The sequence below is a fragment of the Roseovarius sp. MS2 genome, assembly GCF_051447875.1.
Taxonomy (GTDB): domain Bacteria; phylum Pseudomonadota; class Alphaproteobacteria; order Rhodobacterales; family Rhodobacteraceae; genus Roseovarius; species Roseovarius mucosus_A.
Genome location: NZ_JBKHVF010000001.1, coordinates 1,758,631 through 1,782,621, shown reverse-complemented (window position 1 = coordinate 1,782,621; position 23,991 = coordinate 1,758,631). Strand labels below are relative to the sequence as shown.

The following is a 23,991-nucleotide window of genomic DNA, read 5'->3' as shown; positions in this document are numbered from 1 at the left end:
GCCTTAGAACCCCACCGCAACTGTTTGATCGAGCCGGATTACATAGCGCCGCGTTTCCCCCATCGGCACGAGAGAGCCCGAGCGCGTGACGCCATCCGCATGTTGCAACAGCGGATAGCCGTTGCTGGACAGAACAGGCTCTGAAAGTCTCTGGCGCGATGTTGCCACAGGCTCCGAGGACCGCACTACATCCAGCCCGGCATAGACATCTTCGACCCGGTCGCGATAACCTTGGGCGCGTTGCGGCTGCCTGGAATGATAGGCCCCAACCGCTTTAGCCCAGCTGCCCATTTCACGCCGCAGCTCCTGCAAGAATCTTGCGGCATAAAGCGCATTCTCCATCGGATCAAACATGGTTTCGAACGACTCGAAGGCTGCGCCATGCCATCTGAAGTTGATCTGAAAGCACCCAATATCGAAACTGCGGGCACCACGCATATAGGCGGCGCGCACAAAGGTCTGCGCTTCCTCTTCGCTCTCGAACCAATAGCCTTTGCCCTCTATGTTCACGGTCCAGGGCCAGGCCTTTACTGTGCCCGCCACCGAGCGACCTGTTTCAACCTTGGCAATGGCGCGCAGCACATTCGTGGGAACATCGGCATGTCTCGCAGCGTGTCGGGCAGCGTCATCGCAGAGATCAACCGGCGCGGCAAAGGCCTGTGTTGCCCCGAGAAGGCCAGAGGTGATCACTTGGCGCAGAAGGCAGATCAAGCGCGCCTCACGCTTCTTCAAATAAAGAACAAACAGGAACGTCAAGAGCCAAGCGGCCGGTGCCAGCCCGCCTCGGATCTGAGCGCGCCGCGCCAAACTTCCGAACGCACGTCGTCTACAGAGCAACCAGCGAACGGTCAGAAGGTCTCTCATAAGCACTCCCATTCACGTTGTATCAAAGGGCTCATCGCCGAATTTCTCTCACAACGGATCCCCAGGTTTTCAGAATATCTGCGCGCCAGCTTGCGCGATCACTCTTGCGATTCGGTAACCAGAAATTCGATTGTCACGGGGGATCGGAAATAGCGGTAATCGCCAAGAGCGCACTCAGGGCGCTTCGGGTTGCAATGCTTTGATCAATCAACGCTTGATTGAATTGAAGAAGCCCGCCAGCTTGGTCTGGCGCGGCTTGTGTCATGGCCTGCGCCAGATTCTGTGTTGAAGGATCACCAGCCAAAAGAAGGCTTTGCCAATCCTGCGCAAGCCAAGCCGCCTGCTGCTTTGCGGCCTCATCTTGCAAGCCCTCGGCATAACGCATTGCACCGGCATAATCGCCAAGACTAGTCCGGGCGCGGGCGCGAAGGGTGTCAGCATCGGGCGAGGCAAGGCCGATGATTTCTGCCTCTGCAAGATGCGGGAGATCCTGAGCTAGAGCTATTTCCGCCCTTAAGAGCCGTTGTTCAGGCTCTGTCACCGAGCGCGATGCAACACTCAGAATCTCATCAGCCACATCCGCAAAGCCCAAGGTCAAGGCTCGCTGCGCGATCTCGCGGGTTAAATCAGCGGGCATCCTTGCAAAACTTTCCTTGGGCTCACCCAAGATCTGCCGGAGAAACTCTATATCATCGGCCTGTGCGCCCAGCAGGCGCAGCATCTCTTGGCGCGTTTTTTGGGCGTTTTCGGGGGACAAGTCTGGCGAAACGCGCTCGAATTCAGCAAAGGCCTCGGCGTAAGAGCGCGAGGCGGTCAAAGCCAGCAGATAGGCGCCCCCAAGCTCTTGACCCATCGGCGTGCCACGGGTCTCTTGGTAGAGCGCGCCTGCAAGTTGTGCGGTGTCATAGTCAATGTCTTGCCCCCTTGATATCCGGGCGTTGATCAAGGCTGCCAAGGCTGGCGCAGAGTTCACATCATTGCCTGACAAGGACCCTTGCAAGCTTTGGTCGGCGGCGCTGAGATCACCGTCTGCCAGCGCAAGCTCGGCTCTTGCGATCTTTGCGCCTGCGGTGTCCGACAGATCTGCCGGCCCAAGGCCTCGCAAGATCATGTCCGATGTTTCGCGATGCTTTGCCGCAAGCAACTTGCGGGCAAGCGCCGGGCCAAGATGCCTGCGCAAATGCTCTGGCAATTCCGCGAAGCCACGCAGGATTGCCGAATGATCCAGCAATTTTTCCTCGGGAATTTCCGCATGCGCCAAAGCGGCCCAAAGGGCGCTGCGTCCATGGCATCCCAGATCCTCTGTGAGCCGAGGTGCTGCAGACGCGGCATCCGGATCATCAACCAGCGATGCCAATTCGAACAGAACCGATACTTCCGCAGCATAGGTCGGGATTAACGATGCTACGTGCCGCGCCTCAAGCCCAAAGCCAAAGTAAATGTAGAGGCGGGCCAGCTGAAGCGCGACCTCTGGATTGACGACATCGAATTCACCGGAAAGCCTAGGGGAGAGCGTGCCGATCTGATCTGCTAGCGGCTTTTGCGTCCCCCAGGCTGCGACGTCCAGAACGGAATCAGGCAAACAGGCGGTCTGGATCGCATCGGACAGCGCGGATGAAAAGGCCAGCCCCGGCGCTTGGTCGATTGTGCCTGTCACTCTGAGATTGCCAGAGGTGGCCAACGGCAAGCCTTCGGTCAATGGGGGCTTGGCACCGGTTGCCATGCCGCCAGACGGCACAATCTCGATCGCCGTTGCCAAAGGCTTTTGGGGGGCCCGCGTAATATTGCCCAAGGCGGGCGTGCGCAGCGGCTGGACCAGCCCCTGATTGGCCGACTGAGCGATTTGCGCCAGAAGGGTGCGGCGCACCGCCGGCAGCACATCCTCCGGCCCCAGCGGAGCAGCGGTCTTGCTCGTGGCTGATAACGGGGCAAGGCGCGATGCTACCAATCTGACCGCCGAAGACTCGGCCCGCGCTTTCCAAGGCTCTCGCAGATCAGCTGTTGCGCGCTCTGCCAGAGGCGCCTGAGGACGGCGCGCGGCAGAGGGTTCGGCGGTGCCAGGGGCGAGAATGTCAAGCACCAGCATGGATTGCGAATGCCAGAACGTTCTTGTTGTACAGGCGCAGCCAAATGTCAGATCCAGCTGCCCAGACCCCTTTGGCGCGCCGATCCCGGCAAGTCGGCCTTGGGTGAGCCGATCAAACACTCGGCTCAGGTCAAATGTAGGGCGATCGCCGGGAAAGGTGATCGTGATACCATCCTCTCGGGTTTGATCCTGCCAGTCGAGCCGCGCGGGAAAATCGAGCACAAGTCGCGTGAACCCTTCATGCTCGCCAGAGCGCACCACCACGTTTTGCGCAAGCATCGGGGCGGCCCATAAAGACAGGATGAACGAGATGGTCACAGTCCGGATCATGCCGCGTCCTGTTTGAGAGACTTCAGCGCTTCTTCCAACTCGTTGAAACTTGGGCGTTTGTGATTAGGCGTGTTTTGTCGCCCCACTTCGATGCAGATATTGGTGGCATGGTTGTGCAGATTGGCCACAAGCACTTCGCGGATCAGTTGATAGAAATGTCCATCCTCCTCGACCACGTCCTTGACCTTAGCCGCGAAGGGCCCGACCAGCCCGTACGAGAGGAAGACGCCTAAAAAGGTCCCGACCAGCGCGCCGCCGATCATCTTGCCGAGGATTTCCGGCGGCTGGTCAATCGACGCCATCGTCTTGATGACCCCCAGCACAGCGGCGACAATCCCCAAAGCAGGCAATCCATCCGCCATGGTTTGCAAAGCATGGCTTGAGTGCAACGCATGGTGAAGATTGGCCTCTATCCGCTTTTCGAGAACCTCTTCCACCTGATGTGGATCATCATAATTCATGGAGGCCGAGCGCAACGTATCACTGATCAGGGCCACGGCCTCTGCATCGGCCAGAATCTTGGGGTATTTCGAGAAGATCGCAGAGTCGTTTGGTGACTCGATATGCTCTTCGACAGCAATGGGGTTCTGCCGACCCAAACGGATCAATTCGAACAAGAGGCAGAGCAGATCCCGGTAATCCTGCGGCTTCCATTTCGGACCCTTGAAGACCTTGGCGATATCCCCGAGCGTGTGTTTGATCGCAGGCGCGTCATTACTGATGAGAAACGCCCCGACAGCCGCCCCACCAATCATCATGAACTCAAACGGCAGCGCCTTGAGAATAAGACCCAGCTTACCCCCGGCGGCCACATAGCCGCCAAACACCATGACGAAAATTACGACAATCCCGATGATTCCGACCATTCCGTTCCCCGCAGGCAGTCACTGATCCGAGACTGCCACCAACCGATTAACAAACCCTGACGATCCGCCCTCATTGCCGCGGCGCGGTGGCATTGCGCCCCGCAAGGATCACACTGATGCCATGCGCCACTCCGGGCGAAAGCCCTGCGAGGACATCCGCCGCAGCATCAGGGCGCATGCGCGCAAGAAATCCGGCGGCAAAGACCGGGTCCATCTCCTCAAATAGCGCAGCCGCCTGCTTGGGCTTCATCGACTCGTAAACCTTGGTCAGCTGCGCCACGTCATTCTCTGCGGCACTTTCCGTCAGAGCGATCATGCGGCGCAGATCCTCTTCGGCAGTTGTCAGGGCCGCAATCTTTTGTCCGGCCTCTTGCTCGACCAGTTTGAGCACCTGCTCTCGATTGCGCAGGGCCGTCTCTCTTTCCTCAAGCATGCGCCCACGCTCTTGCAGCGCGTCAAGCAAAGCCTTCATATCTTCGGGCGTCTCACAGGCCTGCGTGGATGGTGTGCTGCTTTCTTCTGTCGCCTCTGGCGCGCGGGCAAAAGCCCTGCCGACACCCTCTCCGAAACGCAAAAGCGCCGATGCGACCAAAAAGGTAGAGAGAATTAGCAAGACACCGCGCGTACGCCTCGACCTTGCGGATGGTTTGTGTGTTGGGGATCGCCAGATCATGGTGTCGCCCCCGGCGTCAGATCGTGATGGCGCTTGAAAACCGGGCCAGGATCGGCCGTTGGGGGGCTGACGGGTGTTTTCCTGTGGGGCGGGGCCGACACCTCCTGATTGGGCAGATCGTGCATCGCCGCCACCAAGAGTTCGAGCCGCCGGGCCACATCTTCAGCCCGCTCGGTAACACTGATGAGAGAGCGTGTTGATCCGTCCGCCGTTTGCCGCGCGGCCTGAAGCGTTCGCGTCAGGTCATCTACCTGCGCCGAAAGCACTGCCACAGCACCGCCCATTCCGGTTTCGAGATCGTTGAAGTGGTTGAGCCGCCGGGCCAGCACAAAGCAATAGACCCCAGCCCCAATCGCACCCGCAACAAGCAGGATATCCGCAATCATTTCCATATATGCGCTCCTCAGTTCAACACGAATTCCATGATCAATAGATCGTTGATGCGGCCCTCACCTGTTACAACCTGCATCCGGCGCAAGAGCTGCGCCCGCAGGCGGATCAAGGCCTGCGCGTCTTCGATATCGGCAAGTTTGAGCGCGCGCAGATAGGTATTCGTCACATCGACGATGCGCGGCATCAGGTTTTCGACGTCGGATTTATGGGCGGCCTTCACCTCCAGCTCAGCGGCGAACCGGAGATGTGATCGCGCAGCCCCCTGCCCGACTGAGACAACCACGGGCACCACCGGCACAAAGACCAGATCACCCATCGGTGCGTCAGACGCCGCAGCCCCCGCAGCGGGCCCTTGGGCAATAGATCCGTGTCCCCCGCCAAGTGGAATCAAACCAGACCACATGGTGTAAAACCCCGCCGCCGCGCCCAAGAGCGCCAAGACAATTCCAATCATCAGCGGTCTCTTTGACGGCTTCGCCTCGGGTGCCGTCTCTGTGTCTCCGGTCTCTGGCATGTTCACCCATCCTGTTGTCGATAAACTCTTATAAACCCAAAGAAACTAACCGATTGTTAAGCCTGATGCGGGAATGATGACTTCGGAACATTACTCGAACAAAAGTACCGGAGGACATGCAATGCAGCAGATCACAAGGCTCTGGCAGGCGCTGACCCTGCGCAATCGTATCATCGTCATCGGCGCGGCATTTGTGATGTTCTGGGCGGTTTTGGCCCTTGCGCGCTTGGCGTCCACGCCCAGCATGACCTTGCTTTACGCAGGCCTAGAAAGCAGCGCGGCGGGCGAGGTTGTCGCAGCCCTCGAGCAGCAAGGCGTCACATATGAAGTGCGCAACGACGCGATTCTTGTCGACTCGACACGACGGGATGAGCTGCGCATGATCCTCGCGGGCGAGGGGCTCCCGAGGTCGGGCACGAGCGGGTATGAGCTTCTGGATGGATTGTCTGGCTTTGGCACCACATCACAGATGTTCGACGCCGCCTATTGGCGCGCCAAAGAAGGCGAACTGGCCCGGACCATCGTCTCGCATCCTGCGATTGTGGCGGCCCGGGTTCATATCGCGTCGACCGGTGCCAATCCGTTTCAGCGCAATGTGCATCGGTCCGCTTCGGTCTCGGTCAGTACCAATGGGGCCGCAGTTTCTGCCAAACATGCGCGCGCGCTACAATTCCTCGTCGCCTCTGCTGTGGCTGATCTTACGCCTGATGATGTGTCCATTATTGATGCCGAGGGGACATTGCTCAGCGGTGCCGAAGAAGCCAAGACCAACACCGCCGATGAACGGGCAGAGGGGCTGCGCCTGCGCGCGCAACGTCTGCTCGAGGCGCGTGTCGGGCATGGAAATGCGGTCGTCGAGATTGCGCTGGAAACGGTGACGCAAACCGAATCAACCCGCGAGAGACGGTTTGATCCCGAGGGGCGTGTTGCCATCAGCACCGATACCGAAGAGCGCGCGAACACCTCAAATGGCACGGACAATGGCGTCACGGTTGCCTCGAACCTACCAGATGGGGATGCGGCAGCGGCGGCGACGTCAGCCAGCGAGAACACCGAGACACGCGAACGGGTGAATTACGAGGTGTCCAGCACAGAGCGCGAAGTCATCCAGCAACCCGGTGCCATCAAGCGCATGACCGTTGCGATCCTGATCAACGGGATCACCACTCCAGACGCGAGCGGCACGCCAATCTTTGCGCCGCGCCCCGAAGAGGAGCTGACCGCGCTCGGCGATCTTGTTGGCTCTGCGGTGGGTCTTGATGAAACGCGCGGCGACGCGCTCACGATTCGCACCTTGCAATTCGAACCGTCAGCGCCCATCGGCACTCTGGTCGAAGCGGGGTTACTTGAGCGCCTTGCGATCGACACAATGACCTTGGTGCAATCGCTGGTTCTAGCCATCGTGGCCCTTGTGCTTGGCCTGTTTGTGCTGCGTCCGATTCTCTCGCGCCCCGTCCCTCTGGCCACCCCACAACTGAGCGCCCCAATCCGGCGCGCCCCGGTACAAGACCCCGCACTCACCCCCCTCTCCGGCGTAATCGAGGATGGCGACATCGACGTAGCAGGCCTGTCCGACGTGTCTGAGGTACCTCAGATTTCTCTGCGCCCGCGTCTTGATGGGGGCACAGACGATCCGGTCTCACGCTTGCGCGCGCTGATCGGCCAACGCCAAGAGGAAACCGTCGAGATCTTGCGCAACTGGCTGGAAGCTGAAGAGGAGAGAGCCTGATGTCGATCACACATCTTTTGAACGAATTTGGCGCGTTCACTCAGGGTAAGCCTATCGCGATCACGGATGTCTCGCTCGAGGAAGAACGCCTAGAAGCCTTTGAGAAAGGGTATCAGGCGGGTTGGGAAGATTGTGTGAAATCGCAGGTAGACGACGGGCGCAGGATCACCGCCGATCTTGTCCAAAACCTGCAAGACATCAGCTTTACCTATGAAGAGGTGCATGCCGCGATCATGGGCGCGATGCAGCAACTTTTGCAGGAAATCACCCAAACGGTTCTGCCACCGATCAGCCACGCGATGCTGATCCCGCATGTGACCGAAATTCTGCACGACTTGCTGGAAGCCAATGGGCGTCAGCCTTTGCAGATTGCCGCCGGTCCGGCAGATCTTGCAATCCTGCGCCGCCTCAGCGCCGAAATACCCGACCTTGCCTGCACCCTGACAGAGGATCCAACCTTGGCAAGCGGTCAGGTCTGCGTGCGCCTGGGCGAGAGCGAGCGCGCTCTTGACATGCCGGATGTCCTGCTTCGGATCGAGCAGGCGATATCCGGTTTCTTTCAGCAAAATCAGAGGATAGTGGCGTGATGGATAACAAAACTGGCGGCAATGAAACCCACGTCAACGATCTGCAAAATCCGTTCTCGTCAGTCCCGATCGAGATCACGGTTTCAGTCGGCAAGGCACGCCCGCTGATCAGAGACCTTCTTAAACTTGGCAAGAACGCCGTTCTGGTTCTCGACCGGCGTGTTGACGATGCGGTCGAACTCTATGTCGGCGAGCGCCTGATAGCGCGCGGTCAACTCGAAGAGCTGGCCGGCGATCAACAGGGGCAGATTGCCGTGCGCGTGACCGAAGTTGCGAATTTGCAGGACGGGTTGTGATGAAGTCTGGTCTGATCCTCATCGGACTGAGCACCCTCTTTCTAGGAGCGCTTGCCACCGGTGCTCCGGCACAAGATCTGACCCTGTCTTTGGGCGATGACGCCTCACTCTCAGCACGAACATTGCAACTGATCGCTTTGATCACCGTGCTCAGCCTCGCGCCTGGGATTGCCATTATGGTCACGTGCTTCCCCTTTGTCGTCACGGTCCTATCGATCCTGAGGCAAGGGATCGGTCTTCAACAATCCCCGCCCAATATGCTGATCGTCAGCCTCGCACTCTTTCTTACCTTCTTCGTGATGGAGCCGGTCTTTACCCAAGCCTGGGAGACTGGGATTGAACCACTGTTACAGGAACGCTTGTCCCCTGATCTGGCCATTGAACGGACGCTGGCACCGTTCCGCGTGTTCATGTTGGGCCGTGTCGACCCCGACACTTTGGCAACCATAGCCGCCCTGCGCCCTGAGACGACCACCCTCTCCGCAGGACCGGACGCGCCGCTTTCAATTCTCATTCCAAGCTTCATGCTCTCGGAAATCGCGCGCGCCTTTCAGATCGGATTTCTGGTATTTCTACCGTTTCTGATCATTGATCTCGTGGTTGCGGCCATCCTGATGTCGATGGGCATGATGATGGTTCCGCCTGCCATCGTCTCTTTGCCCTTCAAGCTTGCGTTCTTTGTTATCGCCGATGGCTGGACGCTGATCGCCGAGAGCCTTGTACGCGGCTATCTGTAGCGCGCTTGCGCGATTTGCGCCGCGCTGCGCATGCATCATGCCACCTGCACTCGACACGAACAGAGAATTTTCAATTGTGCAGCGCCCATTGGGTGACTTTGATCTGCAGGCCCGTTTATAGTGTCCACCAGCGCGCCGACCACAAGAGGCAGACAGCAGGGGACAACATTGCATATTCTGGGAATGACCTGTCTACGCGATGACGGCCCCTATATCGTAGAGTGGCTTGCGCACCATCTCATGCTCGGCTTTGACCGCATGCTGGTTTGCAGCCATGACTGCACCGATGGCAGCGCGGAACTGCTGGAAGCACTGGCCCAGGACCCACGGATCGTGCATCTGGATTTTGCCCCGAAGGGTGGCAAATCCGTGCAATGGCAAGCGTTGCGCCAATTGCGCGATAGCGAAAGCTACAAGAATGCCGATTGGGCGCTCTTTTTTGATTGTGACGAATTTCTTTGCGGCCGTTTCAACAACCTCCGCGAGTTGCTTGCGGATTACGAAAGGCAGGCAGGCCCATTCGACGCCCTCGCCTTGCCATGGCGATTGTTCGGCTATGGCGGTCACAAACAGCGCAGTGCAGGCCTGACACCAGAGCGTTTCACCCGCGCAGCACCGTTTGATTTGCATTTCCCGCTCGCTCATCTCTTCAAGACACTGCACCGGCCTGCGGCCTTTCGGCAGCCCGGCGTCCACCGCCCGCGCGTGCGTCAGCGTCACGTCCCATCCTGGATAGGTCCAGACGGCAAGCGCCTGACCAAGGGGTTCGCGGCCAATGACAGTGCCATCTCGCTTTATGGTGCAGTTAACGGCCCACCTGTGGCTTGGCTCAACCATTATTCTTTGCGCTCGGTCGAAGAATTCATGCTCAAACGTGCCCGCGGATTGCCCAATCATATGGACCGCGAAATCGGGATCGCTTACTGGGCAGAACGCAATTGGAATACCGTCGACGCTCCAGAGATTTTGCCCATGATGAGCCATACAAGGCAAGAATTCGAGAGGCTCATGGCCCTTCCGGGTGTCGCCGCGGCGCATGCGGCCTGCCTCTCGGCGCATACTAGCCGCTACCAAGCGCTGATGCTGGATATCGACGCCGTTCGGCTGGCATTCAGAGTAGGGTTTCTCACCGATAGCACCCCCCCTTCGGCCGAAGAAGGGCGTGCCTTTTTAACGGCACAGATGCTAATGGCCAGAGGTGACGCCGAAACATGAATGGGCAAGTGATCGAACGTCGTATGGCGGGCCAAACGCGTGAGGGGATTGTCCTGCTCGATGCCGTCGAAACGCGCCACGAGGGCGAGCGACGGGTCACGCTCTTTTTTGCCCCCAAGGTTGAACCAGCCCAGATACAGCCCCCAAAGGGTGCCGTGTTGCAAGCGGAAATGAGTGTGGGCGGTGCGCCCATCCTTGTCTATTCCGCTCCCGAAGGTCGTCTGGCGTTCCAGACGCCCAAAGGCGTGATAGATGTGATGCCCGCCGAGGCCGAATTCACGCTGATGGAGGGGCGAGACACCATCGCCGCCGTGCGAAACGGAGAGGATGCCGCCACAGTTCTGACCTGGCTTTCGTTCCATGCTGATCAGCAGCGCATGACTGGTGCGGTGATCCTTGACCGGGCGCGCCCCGGAACAGATCCGGAGTTTGCGCGCGCGCTTCGGGACGGTCTCCGAGAGAGCGGGCTCGACATCATAGTGATCCTGCTGACAAGCGATCAGCCGCTCGGTTATCCTGACGCGCCACCCGAGGCCCATCCCTTTTGTGTGCCAGAGGCACCGGGCAAAGACCGGATGGAAATCCCCCCACCCTCCCCTTGGGATTCGCCCCTCGCCGCGCTCAGTTACTACGAAATTGCCCGCCACCGCTTTTTGGCCGAGGCCCGTGCTGTGGCCAATATCGACGTGCACGATCTTGTGGCAACGGGGCCCGAGACGATTTTTGACAGCGCCGTTGCCGCACGGGGGGGGCTTATCACCCTCATCGGGCGGCATTGCTATCCTTGGCGCGTGCGCAGTGGTCAGCCGACGCGCTTTGCCGATCATAGCTGCGTTCAGTTCGACTCGGGCGGTGGGCGACAACGCTGGTGCCTTGCCCCGTCGAAATTGCCCAAGGATGCGGTCTGGCGCCTGTTGCGAGTGGGCAATGCACGCCCCGATGCGGCGCGCACGCAGGGGTTCTATCGGCATATGGCACTGCGCCATCCGACGGGATCAATTTCACGGATCGTGCCGAAATCCTCGCTGATCGAGCATCCGCCCCTGCTAGAGCGCGCGCAATCCTATTTCGAGCACACTCCCGTTCGCATGCCCGAAATCGCACCTGATCCGGTGCATGGCGGGCGCGGTCGCGCCGCAATTGTCACCACTATGAAGAACGAGGGACCCTTCATTCTCGAATGGTTGGCCTATCATCGCGCTGTCGGGTTTGACGATATCCTTGTCTATACGAACGACTGCACCGACGGCACGGACACCATGCTGCACCTGTTGGAGCGCAAAGGTTACGTGCAGCACCGCGACAACCGCTTTCGCGAAATGGACATGCCCCCGCAACACGCTGCGTTGCAATCGGCCGAAAGCGAACCGCTGATCAAATCCGCCACCTGGATCACCTGCATCGACGTGGATGAATACATCAACATCAAAACAGGCGACGGCACGCTTGATGCGCTGTTTGAGGCGGTGCCAGAGGCCAATATGATCGCGATGACCTGGCGGCTTTTTGGCAATGGCGATGTGCGGGACTATGTCGACCGCCCCATTACCGAACAGTTCCTGCGCTGCGCCCCGGAATTTGCACGCAAGCCGCATCAGGCCTGGGGGTTTAAGGCCCTTTTCAAGAACATCGGCCTTTTTAAGAAACTAGGTGTGCATCGACCCAAGGGACTCAACCCCCAACTCTGGGAAGAGATCAACTGGGTCAATGGGTCGGGCAAACCCCTGCCTCGCGAAATGTATCGCAACGGCTGGCGCTCGACGATCGAGACCTATGGCTATGATCTCGTGCAGCTCAATCACTACGCCGTCCGATCTGCCGAGAGTTTTCTGGTCAAGCGTGACAGAGGCCGCGTCAACCATGTGGACCGCGATCAGGGCCTCGCCTACTGGTTTCGCATGAACAACAACTTCGAAGAAGATCTCTCGATTCAACCGCGCCTTGCCAAGATGCAGGCAGAACTTGACCGGCTCATGCAGGACCCCGAGATTGCCGCCGCGCATCACCATTCGGTTGCCTGTCACAGGGCCAAGATAGACGAATTGCGCGCCACCGAGAATTACAGCAATTTTTTCGCAGAATTGACCAGCCCCCGCATGGAACATCTGTCGCGGTTGCATGGTCACTTTGGATCGAATGTCTTTCTCTCTGGTCCGGGCGTTATTCCTGACGAAATCGCCCTACGCGACCCCGCGGCAGACTGGTTCTTTACCGTGGATTTGCAGGGCGATACCGCGCACTAACCCAAGTCAGCCTCAATCGCCGAGACAAGCTCGTCCATATCCGGGTCCATCCGCAATGACGCCGCCTTGCGCCGGTGCCACTCGACCCCTTTGGCGTGCAAGTCAGCCAATTGAGGATCACGCTTGAAACGCTCCAGCCATTCAGAGGTCTGTTCGCTGTAGCGCGTAATCGACGTATCGGTTTCATCGTTCAGATTGAACTTGTCCCAATACTCTTTGCCCAGAACGTGATGCGAATGATTGGCCCGCCCGCGTGCGCGCTTGACCAAGAAACTCTCCATCGAGCGCAACGCATAGTGGTTAACCTGCGCATGCGTAAAAAGAGGCGGATTGTCGGTGCGAAGCCCGTTCACAACATAATCAATCCCGCCGGGCAGGACGCGCCGCGTGGTCGCAACATGCTCGTCACGCGACACCGGCGCATGCAGGCCCATCCGTTGAAACTTGTGCTGGTTGGTGTAGAGCGATTTGACAAACTTACCGGTGTTGGGCCGCGCCTCGGCGTCCCATTCATATTCACCCTTGGTGAATTGTTCAGTGACGGGTTTATCCGCGAACTGCTCGACACCATCGGGACCAAACACGCGCCACGGCACTGAAATCACATCCGCATCCGCGCCAGACCCCGCGACCAGCGCCCGAACCGAGCCGTCGCCAAGATGAATATTCAGGAATTCGTCCACATCGCACACAAAAACCCAAGAGGCATTCAGCACAATATCATAGCGGCGGCTGGCCTGCCGCAGGGCACTCCGATGAATGCCCGCCTTGCGCACGACCGTGTCATGTTGCGTGACATGGCCCATCTCTTGCAATCGCCGCAGGATCTCGACCGTCGTATCGGTGCAATCATTGGTGCAGACAAGAATATGATCGAAACCGAGCGTTTTGTAATGCGCCACCCATTCGAGGATATAGGGCGCCTCGTTCTTCATCGTCGAGACGACGGTATAGGTTTCTGTGCTCATGTTCGCCTCTTTGCGCGCGCCGTCTGGCGGCTTTGTTTTACCTACATCTTAATGTGAGCATCCCCATCAAGACAAGCCACATGGCATGGCTGACACGGCCCCGCACTTTCGCCTACGCCCCCCATTCTGGCGATTCACAAACCCGGTCAGAGCGTCTAACCTGCTCGCAACTGCGATTTGCCAGCGCTATGGCGCGCCAAAAGGAGAGTTTCTGGTGGCACGGACACGCGAGGTTGGAACGCTCTGGATTGGCGGCGCACTCAGCTGGCTGGAACAGATTTGCCTCAAGTCCTTTGTGGACAAGGGCCAGAAAATCACCCTATTCGCCTATGAACCCATCCCGAACATGCCCGCAGGCGTCATCTTTCGCGACGGGCGCGAGATTATCGACACCGATGATTTCATCAAATACGAGCAGAAAAACAGCTACGCCCTTTTTGCCGACTGGTTCCGCCTGCACATGATCCACAAATGCCCCGGCATGATCTGGGTGGATACCGATGTCTATTGCCATCGCCCGATGGACTATGACAGCGACTATGTGCTGGGGTATGAGCTGCCGGGCGAGCATCGTGTCAACAACGCCGTATTGGGCCTGCCCGCCGACAGCGAAATTCTGGCACAGATGCTGGAATTTACCTCGGATCGCTATGCCATCGCGCCCTTTCTGCCCCGCAAGCGGCAAGAGATGATGCGAAAACAGGCGCAAAAGGGCAAACCGGTGCATGTCTCGCAACAGCCTTGGGGCGTCTGGGGGCCGATGATGGTCACGCATTATGTGCATGCCTTGGGGCTAGAGGCGCATGTGCAATCGCTCAACGCTTTTTATCCGATCACCTTTCCAGAACGGTTCAAATTCCTGCGCCGGGCTGAATTGGCCGAGGGGCTGATCACCCCTGAGACCACCGCGCTCCACCTCTGGGCCTCGAACAAGCGGCAATTGGGTAATATCCACAATGGCCTTCCGCCCAAGGGATCCTATTTGGAGAAACTGGTCCAGGAAACCGGGATCACGCCCGCCCTCGCCCCGATCAAAGGGCGCGGCAACAGTACATTCGAAGGTGCGCTTATCGACGAGCTAGACCTAGAGTCTGTCAGCGTTGCGGCGGATCTCACCGGACAGGCCCGCGGTTTCATGTTGGCGTTGCATCATAAATTCGATTGCGACATCCAGCTCATCAACTGCAACCGCCGCGGCAAATTCAAAGACGGCGAAGAGGATTGGGTGGCGGGATATACCGCCTTTCTGGTCGAGAATGACGTCAGCCCCGACCGTATCCGGGTTATCCGGGCAGAGAACGAGCTGCGTTCCGTGGATGTGCTCTGCAACCTCTCGGGGTTTGGCGACCGTCACAACGTGCCGTTTCTCGGGAAGTTTCTCGAACGCTGTCTGCATGCAGACAGCCGCGTGTTTATGGATGTGCGCAAGGGTTCTGGGGCCTTTCCCTTTCTCAAGGCCTTTGGCACCTATACGCCGCTCTCGACGCGCGAAGAAGAGGGACATCCGATCACTCGCATCCGCCTCCAGCCCAAAGCGCCAGAGGTTGCACCCAGCGACGACAATTGGGACCAGATCGCGCAGCACCTTGCGGGCAAGGATGGCTGGTATCGCGCAGGCCCAGAGGGCCACAGCTTTCTCTTCATGCCACGCGATCCGGATACACTGGTTGTGACCTTCGACAATCTGGATATCGCCATGACCAAGCGCGAAGATCGGCGGCCTTGGGGGTATAGTTTCATTCAAGATCAGGGGTGGTCGATGCTGGGCGTTCTGGCTGGTGGCTGGACATGGTACCGCGAACCATGGGTCTGCGCGCAATTCGACGCCCTCCAACAAGAGGGGTTCTTCAAACAGTTTCGCCGCGTGGTGTTCTATGGCGCCTCGATGGGGGCTATGCCGCCTGCGCCTTTGCGCCGGCGGCACCCGGCTGCGACGTGGTTGCCATCTCGCCGCAGAGCACGGTCGACAGGTCCGTCGTGCCTTGGGAAACGCGATACAAAACCGTTTGGGATCGAGATTTTTCAGGAAAATACGGAGATGCGGCAGAGGTAAGTCACGCGGCCCATCGCGTGTCGATCCTCTATGATCCCTACGAGCCGCTCGATGCCCAACATGCCGCCCGGTTCCAACATCCGAATGTGCAGCATTTGCGCGCGCCCCTTCTTGGGCATCGCTTGGGCAGTGCGCTCAATCAGATGGGCATTCTTAGCCCGATCATTCTCGGGGCCCTGAACGGAACCCTCACGGCTGAGGACTATTACCGCCTGCTGCGCGCCCGGCGCGACTTGCCGCGCTATCAACGCGAGTTGTTCACCCGCGCCGTTGCCAAAGGGCACACCAAACTCGCCGAAAGGCTGGGGGCGCGCATACTGGCACAGAACCCGAACCGTGCTGTTCGCATCGGACTTGAGGCGCTCAAGGCGGGATGATTCTATCGCACGACGAACTCGGCATGCAGCGCGCCTGCCGCCTTGATGCTTTTGAGAATGTCGATCATGTCACGCGGGGCCACACCCAACGCATTCAACCCGGCAATCACCTCCGAGAGTGAGGTGCCCGGTAAAACCTCGGCCAATCCAATCCCGGGCTCTTCTTCGATCCCGGCCTGTGTGCGCGGCACCACAACGGTTTCGCCTTGGGCAAAGGGATTGGGTTGCACCACAAGCGGCGTTTCCTGAATGCGTAGGGTCAGGTTACCCTGTGAAACGGCGACCCGCGATATACGGACATCCTGCCCCATCACAATGGTGCCTGACCGTTGATCGACCACAACCCGGGCCTTGCGCTCGGGCTCGACCAGAATATTCTCGATCTGGCCAAGGGCATGCGCAGGCGAGGCCGCACGCATCCGCGAGAGCGTCAATTGCACGGTGCCAGCGTCCAGCATGATGGCGGCATCCCGGCCCACACGGCCATTGATCGCCGTCTCTATCCGGCCGGCAGTGGTGAAATCCGGCTCTCGCAAGGCCAGCCGGATTGTATCAAGGCCTGCAAAGTCAAAGTCGATCTCGCGCTCGACCCGCGCACCAGAGGGAATGACACCCGCCGTCGGGACCCCTTGCACGACCCCGCCCGCATCCCCTTGCGCCGCCACGCCCCCAGCGATGATCGTACCCTGAGCCACGGCATAAATCTGACCATCCGCCGCATTGAGCGGGGTCATTACAAGCGTGCCGCCCAACAGGCTCTTGGCATCGCCGATGGCGGATATCGTCACGTCGATCTGGCTGCCCGCACGGGCAAAGGGCGGCAACTCGGCCGTGACAAATACGGCGGCAACATTCTTGGGGCGAAATTGCTCGCCCGAGACGTTGATTCCGAGGCGTTCGAGGATATTCGACATGATCTCTTCGGTGAAGGGCGCATTGCGCAACCCGTCACCCGTGCCATTCAGCCCCACAACAAGACCGTAGCCCACAAGGTCATTGCCGCGCACCCCGTCAAACTCGACCAGATCCTTGATCCGGATCGGACTGGCCGCAGCCGTAACGCCCGCAAGCGCAAGCGCCAGTGCCATGATCCCCCGGACAAGTCCCAACCAGAGGGTCATGACAGGAAATTCAAGAGGCTGAGGCGCGACGCCCGCGCCGTTACGGTATAAAGGGATTCCAGTTGGAATTGCACCTGCTCCAACTCGACCGCCGTCTCGAACGCATCGACAGAGACCAGTTCGCCGCGCGCGATCTCGAAACTGGTGATTTCAGCGGCGATACGCACGGCAGATTGCGCGATCCGGTTCTCGGCCTGCCCGAGACTTGCGCGCATTTCGGTCAGCACATCCTGATGTGCCAAGAGTGCAACACCGGCCCCAGAGGCAAGGCTGATCCGATCACCTAATGCCAGAGCCAGACCCGCATCATCGCTTACGGCGATCAAGGCGACCTGCTTGAGCGCCGCGCGCAACCCCGCATGATCCGCCCGGATATCAAGGGCCACAGACTCGCCCGAGCCAAGCCGGTAGGGGGCAACCTCGCTATCCCCGCCCTGATAGATCGAGGCCAGAAACCCGCCGGTGGGACTATCAAAGAAGACATCCAATCGGCTTTTTACCTCTGCGGCAGTCGTCGCCCCAATAAGCGCATCGCGGACCTCGGAGAGGACGGTTTCAGCTGCGGCCAGCGGGCTTGTGTCTGTCTGCGCGCCAGAAAAGAGGGCGCGCCCTGCCACCTCGGTGTTGAGAGACCCGATCAAGGAGCCAAGGGCCTGAGTTGCGGTTGCGGCAAGGTCCGACACTTGGCGTGTCGTACCCGCTGTGCCCAGGATGATCGCCTGTGTCGCAAGATCTGTGGTGACGCCCTGCACGCGGGCCAAAGCGGCTTGCATGACCTCGGTATCGGTCGTAGCCTCACGGGCAGCCGTGCGATGACCCGCCAAGAGCACCAGTTCGTGCTCGATGTCGGCCAGTGGCAGGAGGTTTCCCGACAGGTGCCGCCCAAGGTCTGCGGCCCGGCCACTGCTCAACTCTAGCCCAAGACGGTCCAATTGCTGGCGCAGGTCCACGCCCTGCCGGCGCAGCGCAAAGGACTGCGCAAGATCACCAATGGTCTGAAAATTCATGGTCATATCCTCAACAGGGTATCAAGCATGTCATCAATCGTCTGGATCATACGGGCATTAGCCCCGAACGCCTGCTCGACCAGCAAAAGGCGCTGCAGCTCTGCATCGCTGTCTACGCCCGTGGCCAATTCCTGCGCTCGAAATTCGGCGGCCTGACCTGTGGCAAAGCTCAGGCGCGCTTCGGTTGTGACCCGCTCTTGGGAGAGGCTTGAGATCAGGGTGGCGGCATGATTGGCAGCCGAACGCGCCCCGCCCCCCAAGAGGCCAGAAGGTAAGACGCTGGTCTGCGTCAAGGCGTGGCTCAACGCCCCAAGCAGCGCCCCCGCCCCTGGCGGCCCGCCATCCGTTGCCCGAAGCCCATCCCGAAGTCGAAAGAGTGCGCCCCCCTGTGAGGGGTCCACAAGGCGGGTAACCGCGATCCGTCCAGCAAGGCCAAGCGCGTTTCCAGCCTCGAAAATAGCGCCTGCATCGGTTAGAAGGCCCGGCGCACCGGGTGCGCGGGTTGCGTCGAGGTCTGGGGCTTGAAACCGCTCAACCAGATCGCGCGCCAGCGCATCGAGCTTGGAATTGGCCTCAACGGACGCGCGATCCCGGATGTCGAGTAGGGCGCCAAGGCGACCGCCTTGCAAAGGCCCCCGGTCGGCACCGATGGGCACGTCAGCCCCATCGATGGCGATGCCCGAGAGTTGCCCTTCTTGGTGTGTCATCTGCGGCGTCACAAGGGGTGTGGCAGCAAAGGTCAGCTTGACAGCTCGACCATCCAGCAGCATCCCGCCGGCAGTGGTGACAAGCGCAACAGAGGCATCCCCACGCGGCACCTGGCGCAGCGGGACGATCAGCGACAGCGTGTCAATGGTGCGTTGGCGCTGGTCCTCAAGTGCTGTGATGTCAGTCCCACGCGACTGCCCCGCGGTGATCTGAACATTGAGCGCGGCCACCTCTTGAAGACCTGCATTCAGTTCCTGCACCGTTGTTGCGATGTCGCGATCTGCCGCCGTGCGCAGCCGCGCGATGTCTGCCGCCGCATCGTTGATCCCCGCAGTCAGGTCCTGTGCCGCGCTTAGGAGCGCGTCAAGCCGGTTTGTATCCTCGGGTCGGGTGGCCGCCGTCTCGAGCGCCACTTCAAGCGTGGCCAGACGCCCTGTGAGGGAGTTTGGAGCGTCGGGCGTGCCAACCGAACTTTCCACCGCGCGGGCGAACGCGGCCTGCACCTCAGAGGCGGCGCGCGCGCTATCAGCCAAGCGTCTGTCTGACAAAAGACCCAGATCGACCTGACGCACGATACCCGTGACCTGCACGCCCCGACCGTCCCGCGTTGCCGCGAGCGTGACCTCGCGCGGCGCGAACCCCTCGGTCAGTGCATTGGCGAGGTTGCCCGAAATAACATCCACTGCGCGCGTATTGGCGGCAAGCCCACTCAGGGCGCTGGACAGGGCGGAACCAAGGCTCATGACTTTTCCTTTCCTTCTGCCTCAAAAAAGCGATCAGCGGATGATATTGGTTGTTTCCTGCAACATCTCGTCGACGGTCTGGATGACCTTGGCATTCGAAGAATAGGCGCGCTGAGTCTGGATCATATCCGTCAATTCGCCCGCAACATCGGTGGCGGATTCCTGACGGGCAAAGGCCACAATATCGCCCGTCGGCCCTGCCCCCGCATCCCACAGGAAAAACGAGCCGCTATCGGTCGAGGGCAAGTAGGTCTGTTGATCCATCGAGACCATGCCATTCGGATTTGGCAGGTCCACGAGCGGCACCTGATACACAATCCGGCTGACCCCGGTATCAAAAGTGGCGCGTACAAATCCGTTCGCGTCCACATTGGCCGAGGTCATGTTGCCTACCGGAGAGCCATCCTTGGCGATAGAATGCGGCGCAAAGCTATCCGAGAGCTGGCTCATGCCAGCAGAGGTGCCCGGACGCCCGATATTGATCTCGATCGGGCCTCCCGCGACATCAACGATGATGGCGCCGCTGGTCGGATCATAGGTGCCACCTGTCACACTCTGAACATTCAACAACGTGCCGCCCGTCTCGCGCGCATCATCAAAGGTTAAAACATATTCGCCGATCAGCGCATTGCCTTGCGCAGAGTCGGTGAGGGTGACGGTCCATTCATTCGAGAGGCCCGTGGCTGGAATGGTGGGCGTGAACTGAATCGAGATTGTCTCGGACGTACCGAGATTGTCGAAATACTCGATCGAGAGCTGCCGGGGATCGCCCAAGCTGTCAAAGCGCGTATCTGTGGCTGGCAGGTTCACACCCAGATTGATGGCAGTGGTCGGCTCACCGGTCAGCTGGTTGACGTTGATCTGAACAGGCTCCAGCCCGGTGCTGGTATCGCGGGAAAATTCGGGGATCGTGCCATCAGGGTTGGCAGGCCACCCAAGCAGAACAAGACCCGATTCCGTTACAAGCCGCCCCTGAGGGTCGGCGCGAAAAGATCCGGTCGTGGTCAACAGCATCCGAGGGTCGCCATTGCCAACTACCAGATCGGTGACACGCGCCACCGGCAAGAACCCACGGTCGCGCACCGCGAGATCGGTCGGGTTCGAAGAGCTGACAATCGCACCGCCCTGATCAATCAGGCGCTGCGTGCCCGCACGCACCCCACCCGCAGCATAGCTGCCGCCGCGACCCGCGATCACAACGGATTCGAAATCCGCCTCGACCCGACGATAGCCAAAGGTCGACGAATTCGCGATATTATCCGATATGGTGGCAAGCCGCGTGGCATTCGCGTTCAGCCCCGCAACGCTGGCATTGAGTGAGGAGGAAATTGTCATGGATACGCCCTTCTGCTGCGTCGACCAACCTTGGGACACAGGCATACGCGCGTAACTTTAACAGTCCGCTAATAGATAAAATTATCCCTAGTTCTGGCCGCTCTCGGATCGCAGCAGGATCAACTCGAGCCTGTTGTTGCGCAGGTCCATCGGATCGCTCACAGCCGGAGAACGATCCGCATGGCCCGCGATTCGACGTATCCGTTTGGCCGCAAGCCCTGCGTCCTCAAGCCTTTGGCGAAACTGATCAACACGCGCCGTTGACAGGTCCCAGACCGGGTTTCGTACCAGCGTAATAGGTCGCGCGCGCGTGTGACCCGCAAGGGCTGCATCGTTGATCACCAGATTGGCAGCAGAGGCCAAGAGCATCGAGAGGTCTTGGAGCAGGCGCGTCGGGCTTGTTTGGTCCGGTTCAAAGAGCAAGGCACCGGGCAGCTCGAAAATCTCGATTACCAAACCCTCATCGGTGACACGGGTCACGATATGTCGCAGAAGGTCGTCCGACACCATGCTCTCGCCGCTCCGCCCTGTCAGCATCGCCTCGATGGTGGAAAACGCCTGTGCGTCAGCCTCTTGATCAGCCGAGAGATTGCCGCCTTCAACCAGCCCCATCTCGCCCCGCACCTGTTGGCTGGAGGTCGCCAGAGGTTGAGAGGCTCCAGAGCCACTCTGCAACAGACTCTCCTGGGAAAAGACGCTCTCGCCCCCAAAGGCACCGTCGCCACCGCCAGAGGTTCGACTGATCGGGACCGTCGGGCTAAAATAGTCCGAGATCCCTTTGCGTTGTTGTTCGGTCGTCGCGTTCAGCAGCCACATCAGCAGGAAAAAGGCCATCATAGCCGTGACAAAGTCAGCATAGGCAACCTTCCAGGCGCCCCCATGATGCCCGCCACCGCCCACAACCTTTTTCCGTTTGATGATGACTGGCTTCGCATTGCTCTGCGCGCCCATTCTCACCACCTTTGTACTCACCCACGTTAAGGATTAGCACAACAGAGCTTACTGGGCTGTTAACACCTCAAGTTTTAGCGATTTCGCGTCGTCATACCTGCCCTGGCAACCACAAGACAATCGCCGGAAAGGCCACCAAAAGTGCGATGGTCACAGCATCGGCGACAAAGAACGGTGCCACGCCCTTGAACACATCCTGAACGCTGATATCGTCCCGCACCCCCGCCACAACAAAGCAGTTGAGCCCGATCGGTGGCGTTATCAAACAAAACTCGGCCATCTTGACCACAAGAATCCCGAACCAGATCGCACACATCGGTCCCGACATGCCAAAGGTGCTGTCGGCCGCGCTGACCGCGACACCGCCATTCAGCGCCATGACCGCCGGATAGACCACCGGCAGGGTCAGCAGCAGCATCCCGATTGCATCCATGAACATGCCCAGCACCGCATAGGCCAGCAGGATACAGATCAGGATCAGCATTGGTGACATGGTCAGAGAGGTGATCCAATTGGCAAAGGCATGCGGAAGATCGGCAAAGCCGAGGAACCGCACATAGATCAGCACGCCCCAAATAATCGTGAAGATCATCACACTGAGCTTGGCAGTCTCGAGCAGGGCATCTTTCAACTCGCGCCACCGCATGCCGCGATAGAGCGCGACCAGAAACACCAGAAACGCCCCGATGGCCCCGCCTTCAGTGGGTGTGCCCCAAGCATCGCCGCCAAACGGATTGTAGACAAAGAACACGATTGTGACGACCACAAACACGATGGGCAGCGCGGGCGGCAAAGAGACAAGCCGCTGACGCCATGTAAATCCCGTGACCGGCGGGCCAAATCCCTTGATCGTCAGGGCCAGACCGATGATCAAAAGGACATAGACAATCGCCGAGAACATCCCCGGCACGAACCCCGCCAACAAGAGCTTGCCCACGTCCTGCTCGACGATGATGGCGTAGATCACCAAAAGGGCCGAGGGTGGAATGAGGCTGGCCAAGGTGCCACTAGCCGCCACAACACCCGCAGCAAAGCGTTTATCATAGCCGATCTTGAGCATCTCGGGGATGGCAATACGGGCAAAAACCGCCGCTGTCGCCACACTGGCCCCCGACACGGCGGCAAAGCCTGCGGTGGCAAAGACGGTCGACACCGCAAGGCCCCCCGGCACCCAGGCAATCCAGCGTTTAGCCGCCTCGAAAAGAGCCTGTGTGAGGCCCGCGTAATAGGCGAGATAGCCGATCAAGATGAAGGTGGGAATAAGGCTCAGCGCCTGCGAGCTGACCTTGGAATGCGGCACCTGCCCTGCGGTCTTGACTGCGACGGTCACAGCCCAGAGAAATTCGTCGCCCGCATAGCCCTTTTTGGACCAGAAAATCCAGATCAGGCCGATGACACCGGCCAGAGCTGCGGCAAAAGCCACCCGCATGCCCAGAACCACAACAACCAACATCAGTCCAGTGACGACAATTCCAATCTCGATGGGCTCCATCAGATGCGTTCCTTACGTGTCATGGCCGGTCAATTGCGCGGCTTCGCGCGCGGCCTGCGTGGCCACATCTTCTATCAAAGGCACCGCCACTGGCTGCTCTGACCCCGAAAGAAAGGCCCGTCCATAGGCCCAGAGTTGCAGCGTCAGACGCAGGGACAGCACGGCAAAGGCGATGGGCGCCAGTATCTTGGCAGGCCAGATCGGCAGGCCGATATCAATCGTGCTGTCGCGGCTCCACATCGGTGCAGCAAAGTCGAAACTGCGCTGAAAATGTGCCCAGCTTCCCCAAACCAACAGCAGCATCAGGACCAAAACCGCCAGCGTGGTGATGAGTTCAACCAACCAGAGCGCCCGGCCCTTGAGCAGGCTTACAACAATATCCATGCGGATATGCCCGCCATCGCGCTGCGTGTAGGCCACGCCCATAAACGCGATCAGCGGCATCATCTGCTCGATCCAGTCGACATAACCGGGGACAGGTTGATTGAAAAAATTCCGGCCACTGACCGAGATCACCGCAAGGATCATGATGCTGAACACCGCCAGACCGCTCAGCAAGGCCAACACGCGTTCCAACCGATAAAGGCGCCGGTCAAGTTGGCTCAATAGGCTGTTATCAGACAGCACGGATGCGGAACCCGCCATGGGTTTTCCCCCTGTCGTTTTAGGATGATAAACGACCCGCCGCGCGCTCTGCACGGCG

General features: G+C 59.4%; 22 protein-coding genes. 8 read left to right on the top strand and 14 right to left on the bottom strand.

Annotation, left to right across the window (positions count from 1 at the left end):
* Window positions 1–3 precede the first annotated feature (3 nt).
* From ACLGGT_RS08815 to ACLGGT_RS08790, 6 genes are all read right to left on the bottom strand, one after another.
* Window positions 4–864 carry a transglycosylase SLT domain-containing protein gene (locus ACLGGT_RS08815; RefSeq protein ID WP_437195743.1) on the bottom strand — a complete coding sequence of 287 codons (861 nt, stop codon included), beginning with the start codon at window positions 862–864 and terminating at the stop codon, window positions 4–6.
* Between the two features lie 133 nt (window positions 865–997).
* Window positions 998–3,280, bottom strand: coding sequence for a hypothetical protein (locus ACLGGT_RS08810; RefSeq protein WP_437195742.1), 2,283 nt, complete (start codon window positions 3,278–3,280; stop codon window positions 998–1,000).
* Complete coding sequence (motA, locus tag ACLGGT_RS08805; RefSeq protein WP_008281462.1) at window positions 3,277–4,146, bottom strand: flagellar motor stator protein MotA; 870 nt, start codon at window positions 4,144–4,146, stop codon at window positions 3,277–3,279. The genes ACLGGT_RS08810 and motA overlap by 4 nt, the downstream gene beginning before the upstream one ends.
* A gap of 70 nt (window positions 4,147–4,216) precedes the next feature.
* Window positions 4,217–4,759: a MotE family protein gene (locus tag ACLGGT_RS08800; protein WP_422003207.1), complete on the bottom strand. Its 543-nt coding sequence runs from the start codon at window positions 4,757–4,759 to the stop codon at window positions 4,217–4,219.
* Between the two features lie 56 nt (window positions 4,760–4,815).
* Window positions 4,816–5,211 (bottom strand): DUF6468 domain-containing protein, encoded by a 396-nt coding sequence (locus ACLGGT_RS08795; RefSeq protein WP_008281460.1) that lies wholly within the window; start codon window positions 5,209–5,211, stop codon window positions 4,816–4,818.
* Window positions 5,212–5,222: 11 nt separating this feature from the next.
* Entirely contained in the window at window positions 5,223–5,726 is a 504-nt protein-coding gene (locus ACLGGT_RS08790) for a flagellar basal body-associated FliL family protein (RefSeq protein ID WP_437195741.1), read from the bottom strand.
* Window positions 5,727–5,847: 121 nt separating this feature from the next.
* Here ACLGGT_RS08790 and fliF point away from each other — a divergent pair, with 121 nt between their 5' ends.
* The 6 genes from fliF to ACLGGT_RS08760 all read left to right on the top strand — a co-directional run bounded on the left by fliF (window position 5,848) and on the right by ACLGGT_RS08760 (window position 12,533).
* Window positions 5,848–7,455, top strand: a complete 1,608-nt coding sequence (gene fliF, locus ACLGGT_RS08785; RefSeq protein ID WP_437195740.1) for a flagellar basal-body MS-ring/collar protein FliF — start codon at window positions 5,848–5,850, stop codon at window positions 7,453–7,455.
* A complete protein-coding gene (locus ACLGGT_RS08780; RefSeq protein WP_081507051.1) occupies window positions 7,455–8,042 on the top strand; it encodes a flagellar biosynthesis protein in 588 nt (195 codons plus the stop codon). Before fliF ends, ACLGGT_RS08780 begins: the two co-directional genes overlap by 1 nt.
* Complete coding sequence (locus ACLGGT_RS08775) at window positions 8,042–8,338, top strand: FliM/FliN family flagellar motor switch protein (protein WP_008281456.1); 297 nt, start codon at window positions 8,042–8,044, stop codon at window positions 8,336–8,338. Before ACLGGT_RS08780 ends, ACLGGT_RS08775 begins: the two co-directional genes overlap by 1 nt.
* Window positions 8,338–9,075, top strand: a complete 738-nt coding sequence (gene fliP / locus ACLGGT_RS08770; RefSeq protein ID WP_008281455.1) for a flagellar type III secretion system pore protein FliP — start codon at window positions 8,338–8,340, stop codon at window positions 9,073–9,075. Before ACLGGT_RS08775 ends, fliP begins: the two co-directional genes overlap by 1 nt.
* Window positions 9,076–9,243: 168 nt before the next feature.
* Entirely contained in the window at window positions 9,244–10,290 is a 1,047-nt protein-coding gene (locus tag ACLGGT_RS08765) for a glycosyltransferase family 2 protein (RefSeq protein ID WP_437195739.1), read from the top strand.
* A complete protein-coding gene (locus ACLGGT_RS08760) occupies window positions 10,287–12,533 on the top strand; it encodes a glycosyltransferase family 2 protein (protein WP_437195737.1) in 2,247 nt (748 codons plus the stop codon). Before ACLGGT_RS08765 ends, ACLGGT_RS08760 begins: the two co-directional genes overlap by 4 nt.
* Here the strand turns inward: ACLGGT_RS08760 and ACLGGT_RS08755 are convergent.
* The gene (locus tag ACLGGT_RS08755; RefSeq protein WP_008281452.1) at window positions 12,530–13,501 is read right to left on the bottom strand and encodes a glycosyltransferase family 2 protein; all 972 of its coding nucleotides are present in this window, start codon (window positions 13,499–13,501) and stop codon (window positions 12,530–12,532) included. The genes ACLGGT_RS08760 and ACLGGT_RS08755 overlap by 4 nt on opposite strands.
* A 214-nt stretch (window positions 13,502–13,715) precedes the next feature.
* Between ACLGGT_RS08755 and ACLGGT_RS08750 the strand changes: the two genes are divergently transcribed.
* Window positions 13,716–15,554: a hypothetical protein gene (locus ACLGGT_RS08750; protein ID WP_437195735.1), complete on the top strand. Its 1,839-nt coding sequence runs from the start codon at window positions 13,716–13,718 to the stop codon at window positions 15,552–15,554.
* A gap of 17 nt (window positions 15,555–15,571) precedes the next feature.
* Complete coding sequence (locus ACLGGT_RS08745) at window positions 15,572–15,931, top strand: hypothetical protein (RefSeq protein WP_437195734.1); 360 nt, start codon at window positions 15,572–15,574, stop codon at window positions 15,929–15,931.
* Window positions 15,932–15,933: 2 nt separating this feature from the next.
* On the opposite strand, the gene ACLGGT_RS08740 is transcribed toward ACLGGT_RS08745, so the two are convergent.
* The 7 genes from ACLGGT_RS08740 to ACLGGT_RS08710 all read right to left on the bottom strand — a co-directional run bounded on the left by ACLGGT_RS08740 (window position 15,934) and on the right by ACLGGT_RS08710 (window position 23,933).
* The gene (locus tag ACLGGT_RS08740) at window positions 15,934–17,019 is read right to left on the bottom strand and encodes a flagellar basal body P-ring protein FlgI (protein WP_232279211.1); all 1,086 of its coding nucleotides are present in this window, start codon (window positions 17,017–17,019) and stop codon (window positions 15,934–15,936) included.
* A gap of 29 nt (window positions 17,020–17,048) precedes the next feature.
* The gene (locus ACLGGT_RS08735) at window positions 17,049–18,059 is read right to left on the bottom strand and encodes a flagellin (RefSeq protein ID WP_437195733.1); all 1,011 of its coding nucleotides are present in this window, start codon (window positions 18,057–18,059) and stop codon (window positions 17,049–17,051) included.
* A gap of 2 nt (window positions 18,060–18,061) precedes the next feature.
* Window positions 18,062–19,510, bottom strand: coding sequence for a flagellar hook-associated protein FlgK (gene flgK, locus ACLGGT_RS08730; RefSeq protein WP_437195732.1), 1,449 nt, complete (start codon window positions 19,508–19,510; stop codon window positions 18,062–18,064).
* A gap of 33 nt (window positions 19,511–19,543) precedes the next feature.
* Window positions 19,544–20,845 carry a flagellar hook protein FlgE gene (locus ACLGGT_RS08725; RefSeq protein ID WP_008281447.1) on the bottom strand — a complete coding sequence of 434 codons (1,302 nt, stop codon included), beginning with the start codon at window positions 20,843–20,845 and terminating at the stop codon, window positions 19,544–19,546.
* A gap of 87 nt (window positions 20,846–20,932) precedes the next feature.
* On the bottom strand, window positions 20,933–21,796 hold the full coding sequence (locus tag ACLGGT_RS08720) for an OmpA/MotB family protein (RefSeq protein WP_437195729.1): 864 nt from the start codon (window positions 21,794–21,796) through the stop codon (window positions 20,933–20,935).
* A 91-nt stretch (window positions 21,797–21,887) separates the two neighbouring features.
* On the bottom strand, window positions 21,888–23,288 hold the full coding sequence (locus tag ACLGGT_RS08715) for a TRAP transporter large permease (protein ID WP_008281445.1): 1,401 nt from the start codon (window positions 23,286–23,288) through the stop codon (window positions 21,888–21,890).
* Between the two features lie 12 nt (window positions 23,289–23,300).
* Window positions 23,301–23,933 (bottom strand): TRAP transporter small permease subunit, encoded by a 633-nt coding sequence (locus ACLGGT_RS08710; RefSeq protein ID WP_008281444.1) that lies wholly within the window; start codon window positions 23,931–23,933, stop codon window positions 23,301–23,303.
* Window positions 23,934–23,991: the final 58 nt, after the last annotated feature.

Excerpts from the sequence above, each read along its gene's own strand:
- ACLGGT_RS08790 (WP_437195741.1), bottom strand. The coding sequence starts at position 5,726 with ATGCCAGAGACCGGAGACACAGAGACGGCACCCGAGGCGAAGCCGTCA.
- ACLGGT_RS08725 (WP_008281447.1), bottom strand. The coding sequence starts at position 20,845 with ATGACAATTTCCTCCTCACTCAATGCCAGCGTTGCGGGGCTGAACGCG.
- ACLGGT_RS08780 (WP_081507051.1), top strand. The coding sequence starts at position 7,455 with ATGTCGATCACACATCTTTTGAACGAATTTGGCGCGTTCACTCAGGGT.
- ACLGGT_RS08775 (WP_008281456.1), top strand. The coding sequence starts at position 8,042 with ATGGATAACAAAACTGGCGGCAATGAAACCCACGTCAACGATCTGCAA.
- ACLGGT_RS08795 (WP_008281460.1), bottom strand. The coding sequence starts at position 5,211 with ATGGAAATGATTGCGGATATCCTGCTTGTTGCGGGTGCGATTGGGGCT.
- fliP (WP_008281455.1), top strand. The coding sequence starts at position 8,338 with ATGAAGTCTGGTCTGATCCTCATCGGACTGAGCACCCTCTTTCTAGGA.
- ACLGGT_RS08755 (WP_008281452.1), bottom strand. The coding sequence starts at position 13,501 with ATGAGCACAGAAACCTATACCGTCGTCTCGACGATGAAGAACGAGGCG.
- ACLGGT_RS08720 (WP_437195729.1), bottom strand. The coding sequence starts at position 21,796 with ATGGGCGCGCAGAGCAATGCGAAGCCAGTCATCATCAAACGGAAAAAG.
- ACLGGT_RS08735 (WP_437195733.1), bottom strand. The coding sequence starts at position 18,059 with ATGAATTTTCAGACCATTGGTGATCTTGCGCAGTCCTTTGCGCTGCGC.
- flgK (WP_437195732.1), bottom strand. The coding sequence starts at position 19,510 with ATGAGCCTTGGTTCCGCCCTGTCCAGCGCCCTGAGTGGGCTTGCCGCC.
- ACLGGT_RS08760 (WP_437195737.1), top strand. The coding sequence starts at position 10,287 with ATGAATGGGCAAGTGATCGAACGTCGTATGGCGGGCCAAACGCGTGAG.
- fliF (WP_437195740.1), top strand. The coding sequence starts at position 5,848 with ATGCAGCAGATCACAAGGCTCTGGCAGGCGCTGACCCTGCGCAATCGT.
- ACLGGT_RS08815 (WP_437195743.1), bottom strand. The coding sequence starts at position 864 with ATGAGAGACCTTCTGACCGTTCGCTGGTTGCTCTGTAGACGACGTGCG.
- ACLGGT_RS08740 (WP_232279211.1), bottom strand. The coding sequence starts at position 17,019 with ATGGCACTGGCGCTTGCGCTTGCGGGCGTTACGGCTGCGGCCAGTCCG.
- motA (WP_008281462.1), bottom strand. The coding sequence starts at position 4,146 with ATGGTCGGAATCATCGGGATTGTCGTAATTTTCGTCATGGTGTTTGGC.
- ACLGGT_RS08810 (WP_437195742.1), bottom strand. The coding sequence starts at position 3,280 with ATGATCCGGACTGTGACCATCTCGTTCATCCTGTCTTTATGGGCCGCC.
- ACLGGT_RS08715 (WP_008281445.1), bottom strand. The coding sequence starts at position 23,288 with ATGGAGCCCATCGAGATTGGAATTGTCGTCACTGGACTGATGTTGGTT.
- ACLGGT_RS08710 (WP_008281444.1), bottom strand. The coding sequence starts at position 23,933 with ATGGCGGGTTCCGCATCCGTGCTGTCTGATAACAGCCTATTGAGCCAA.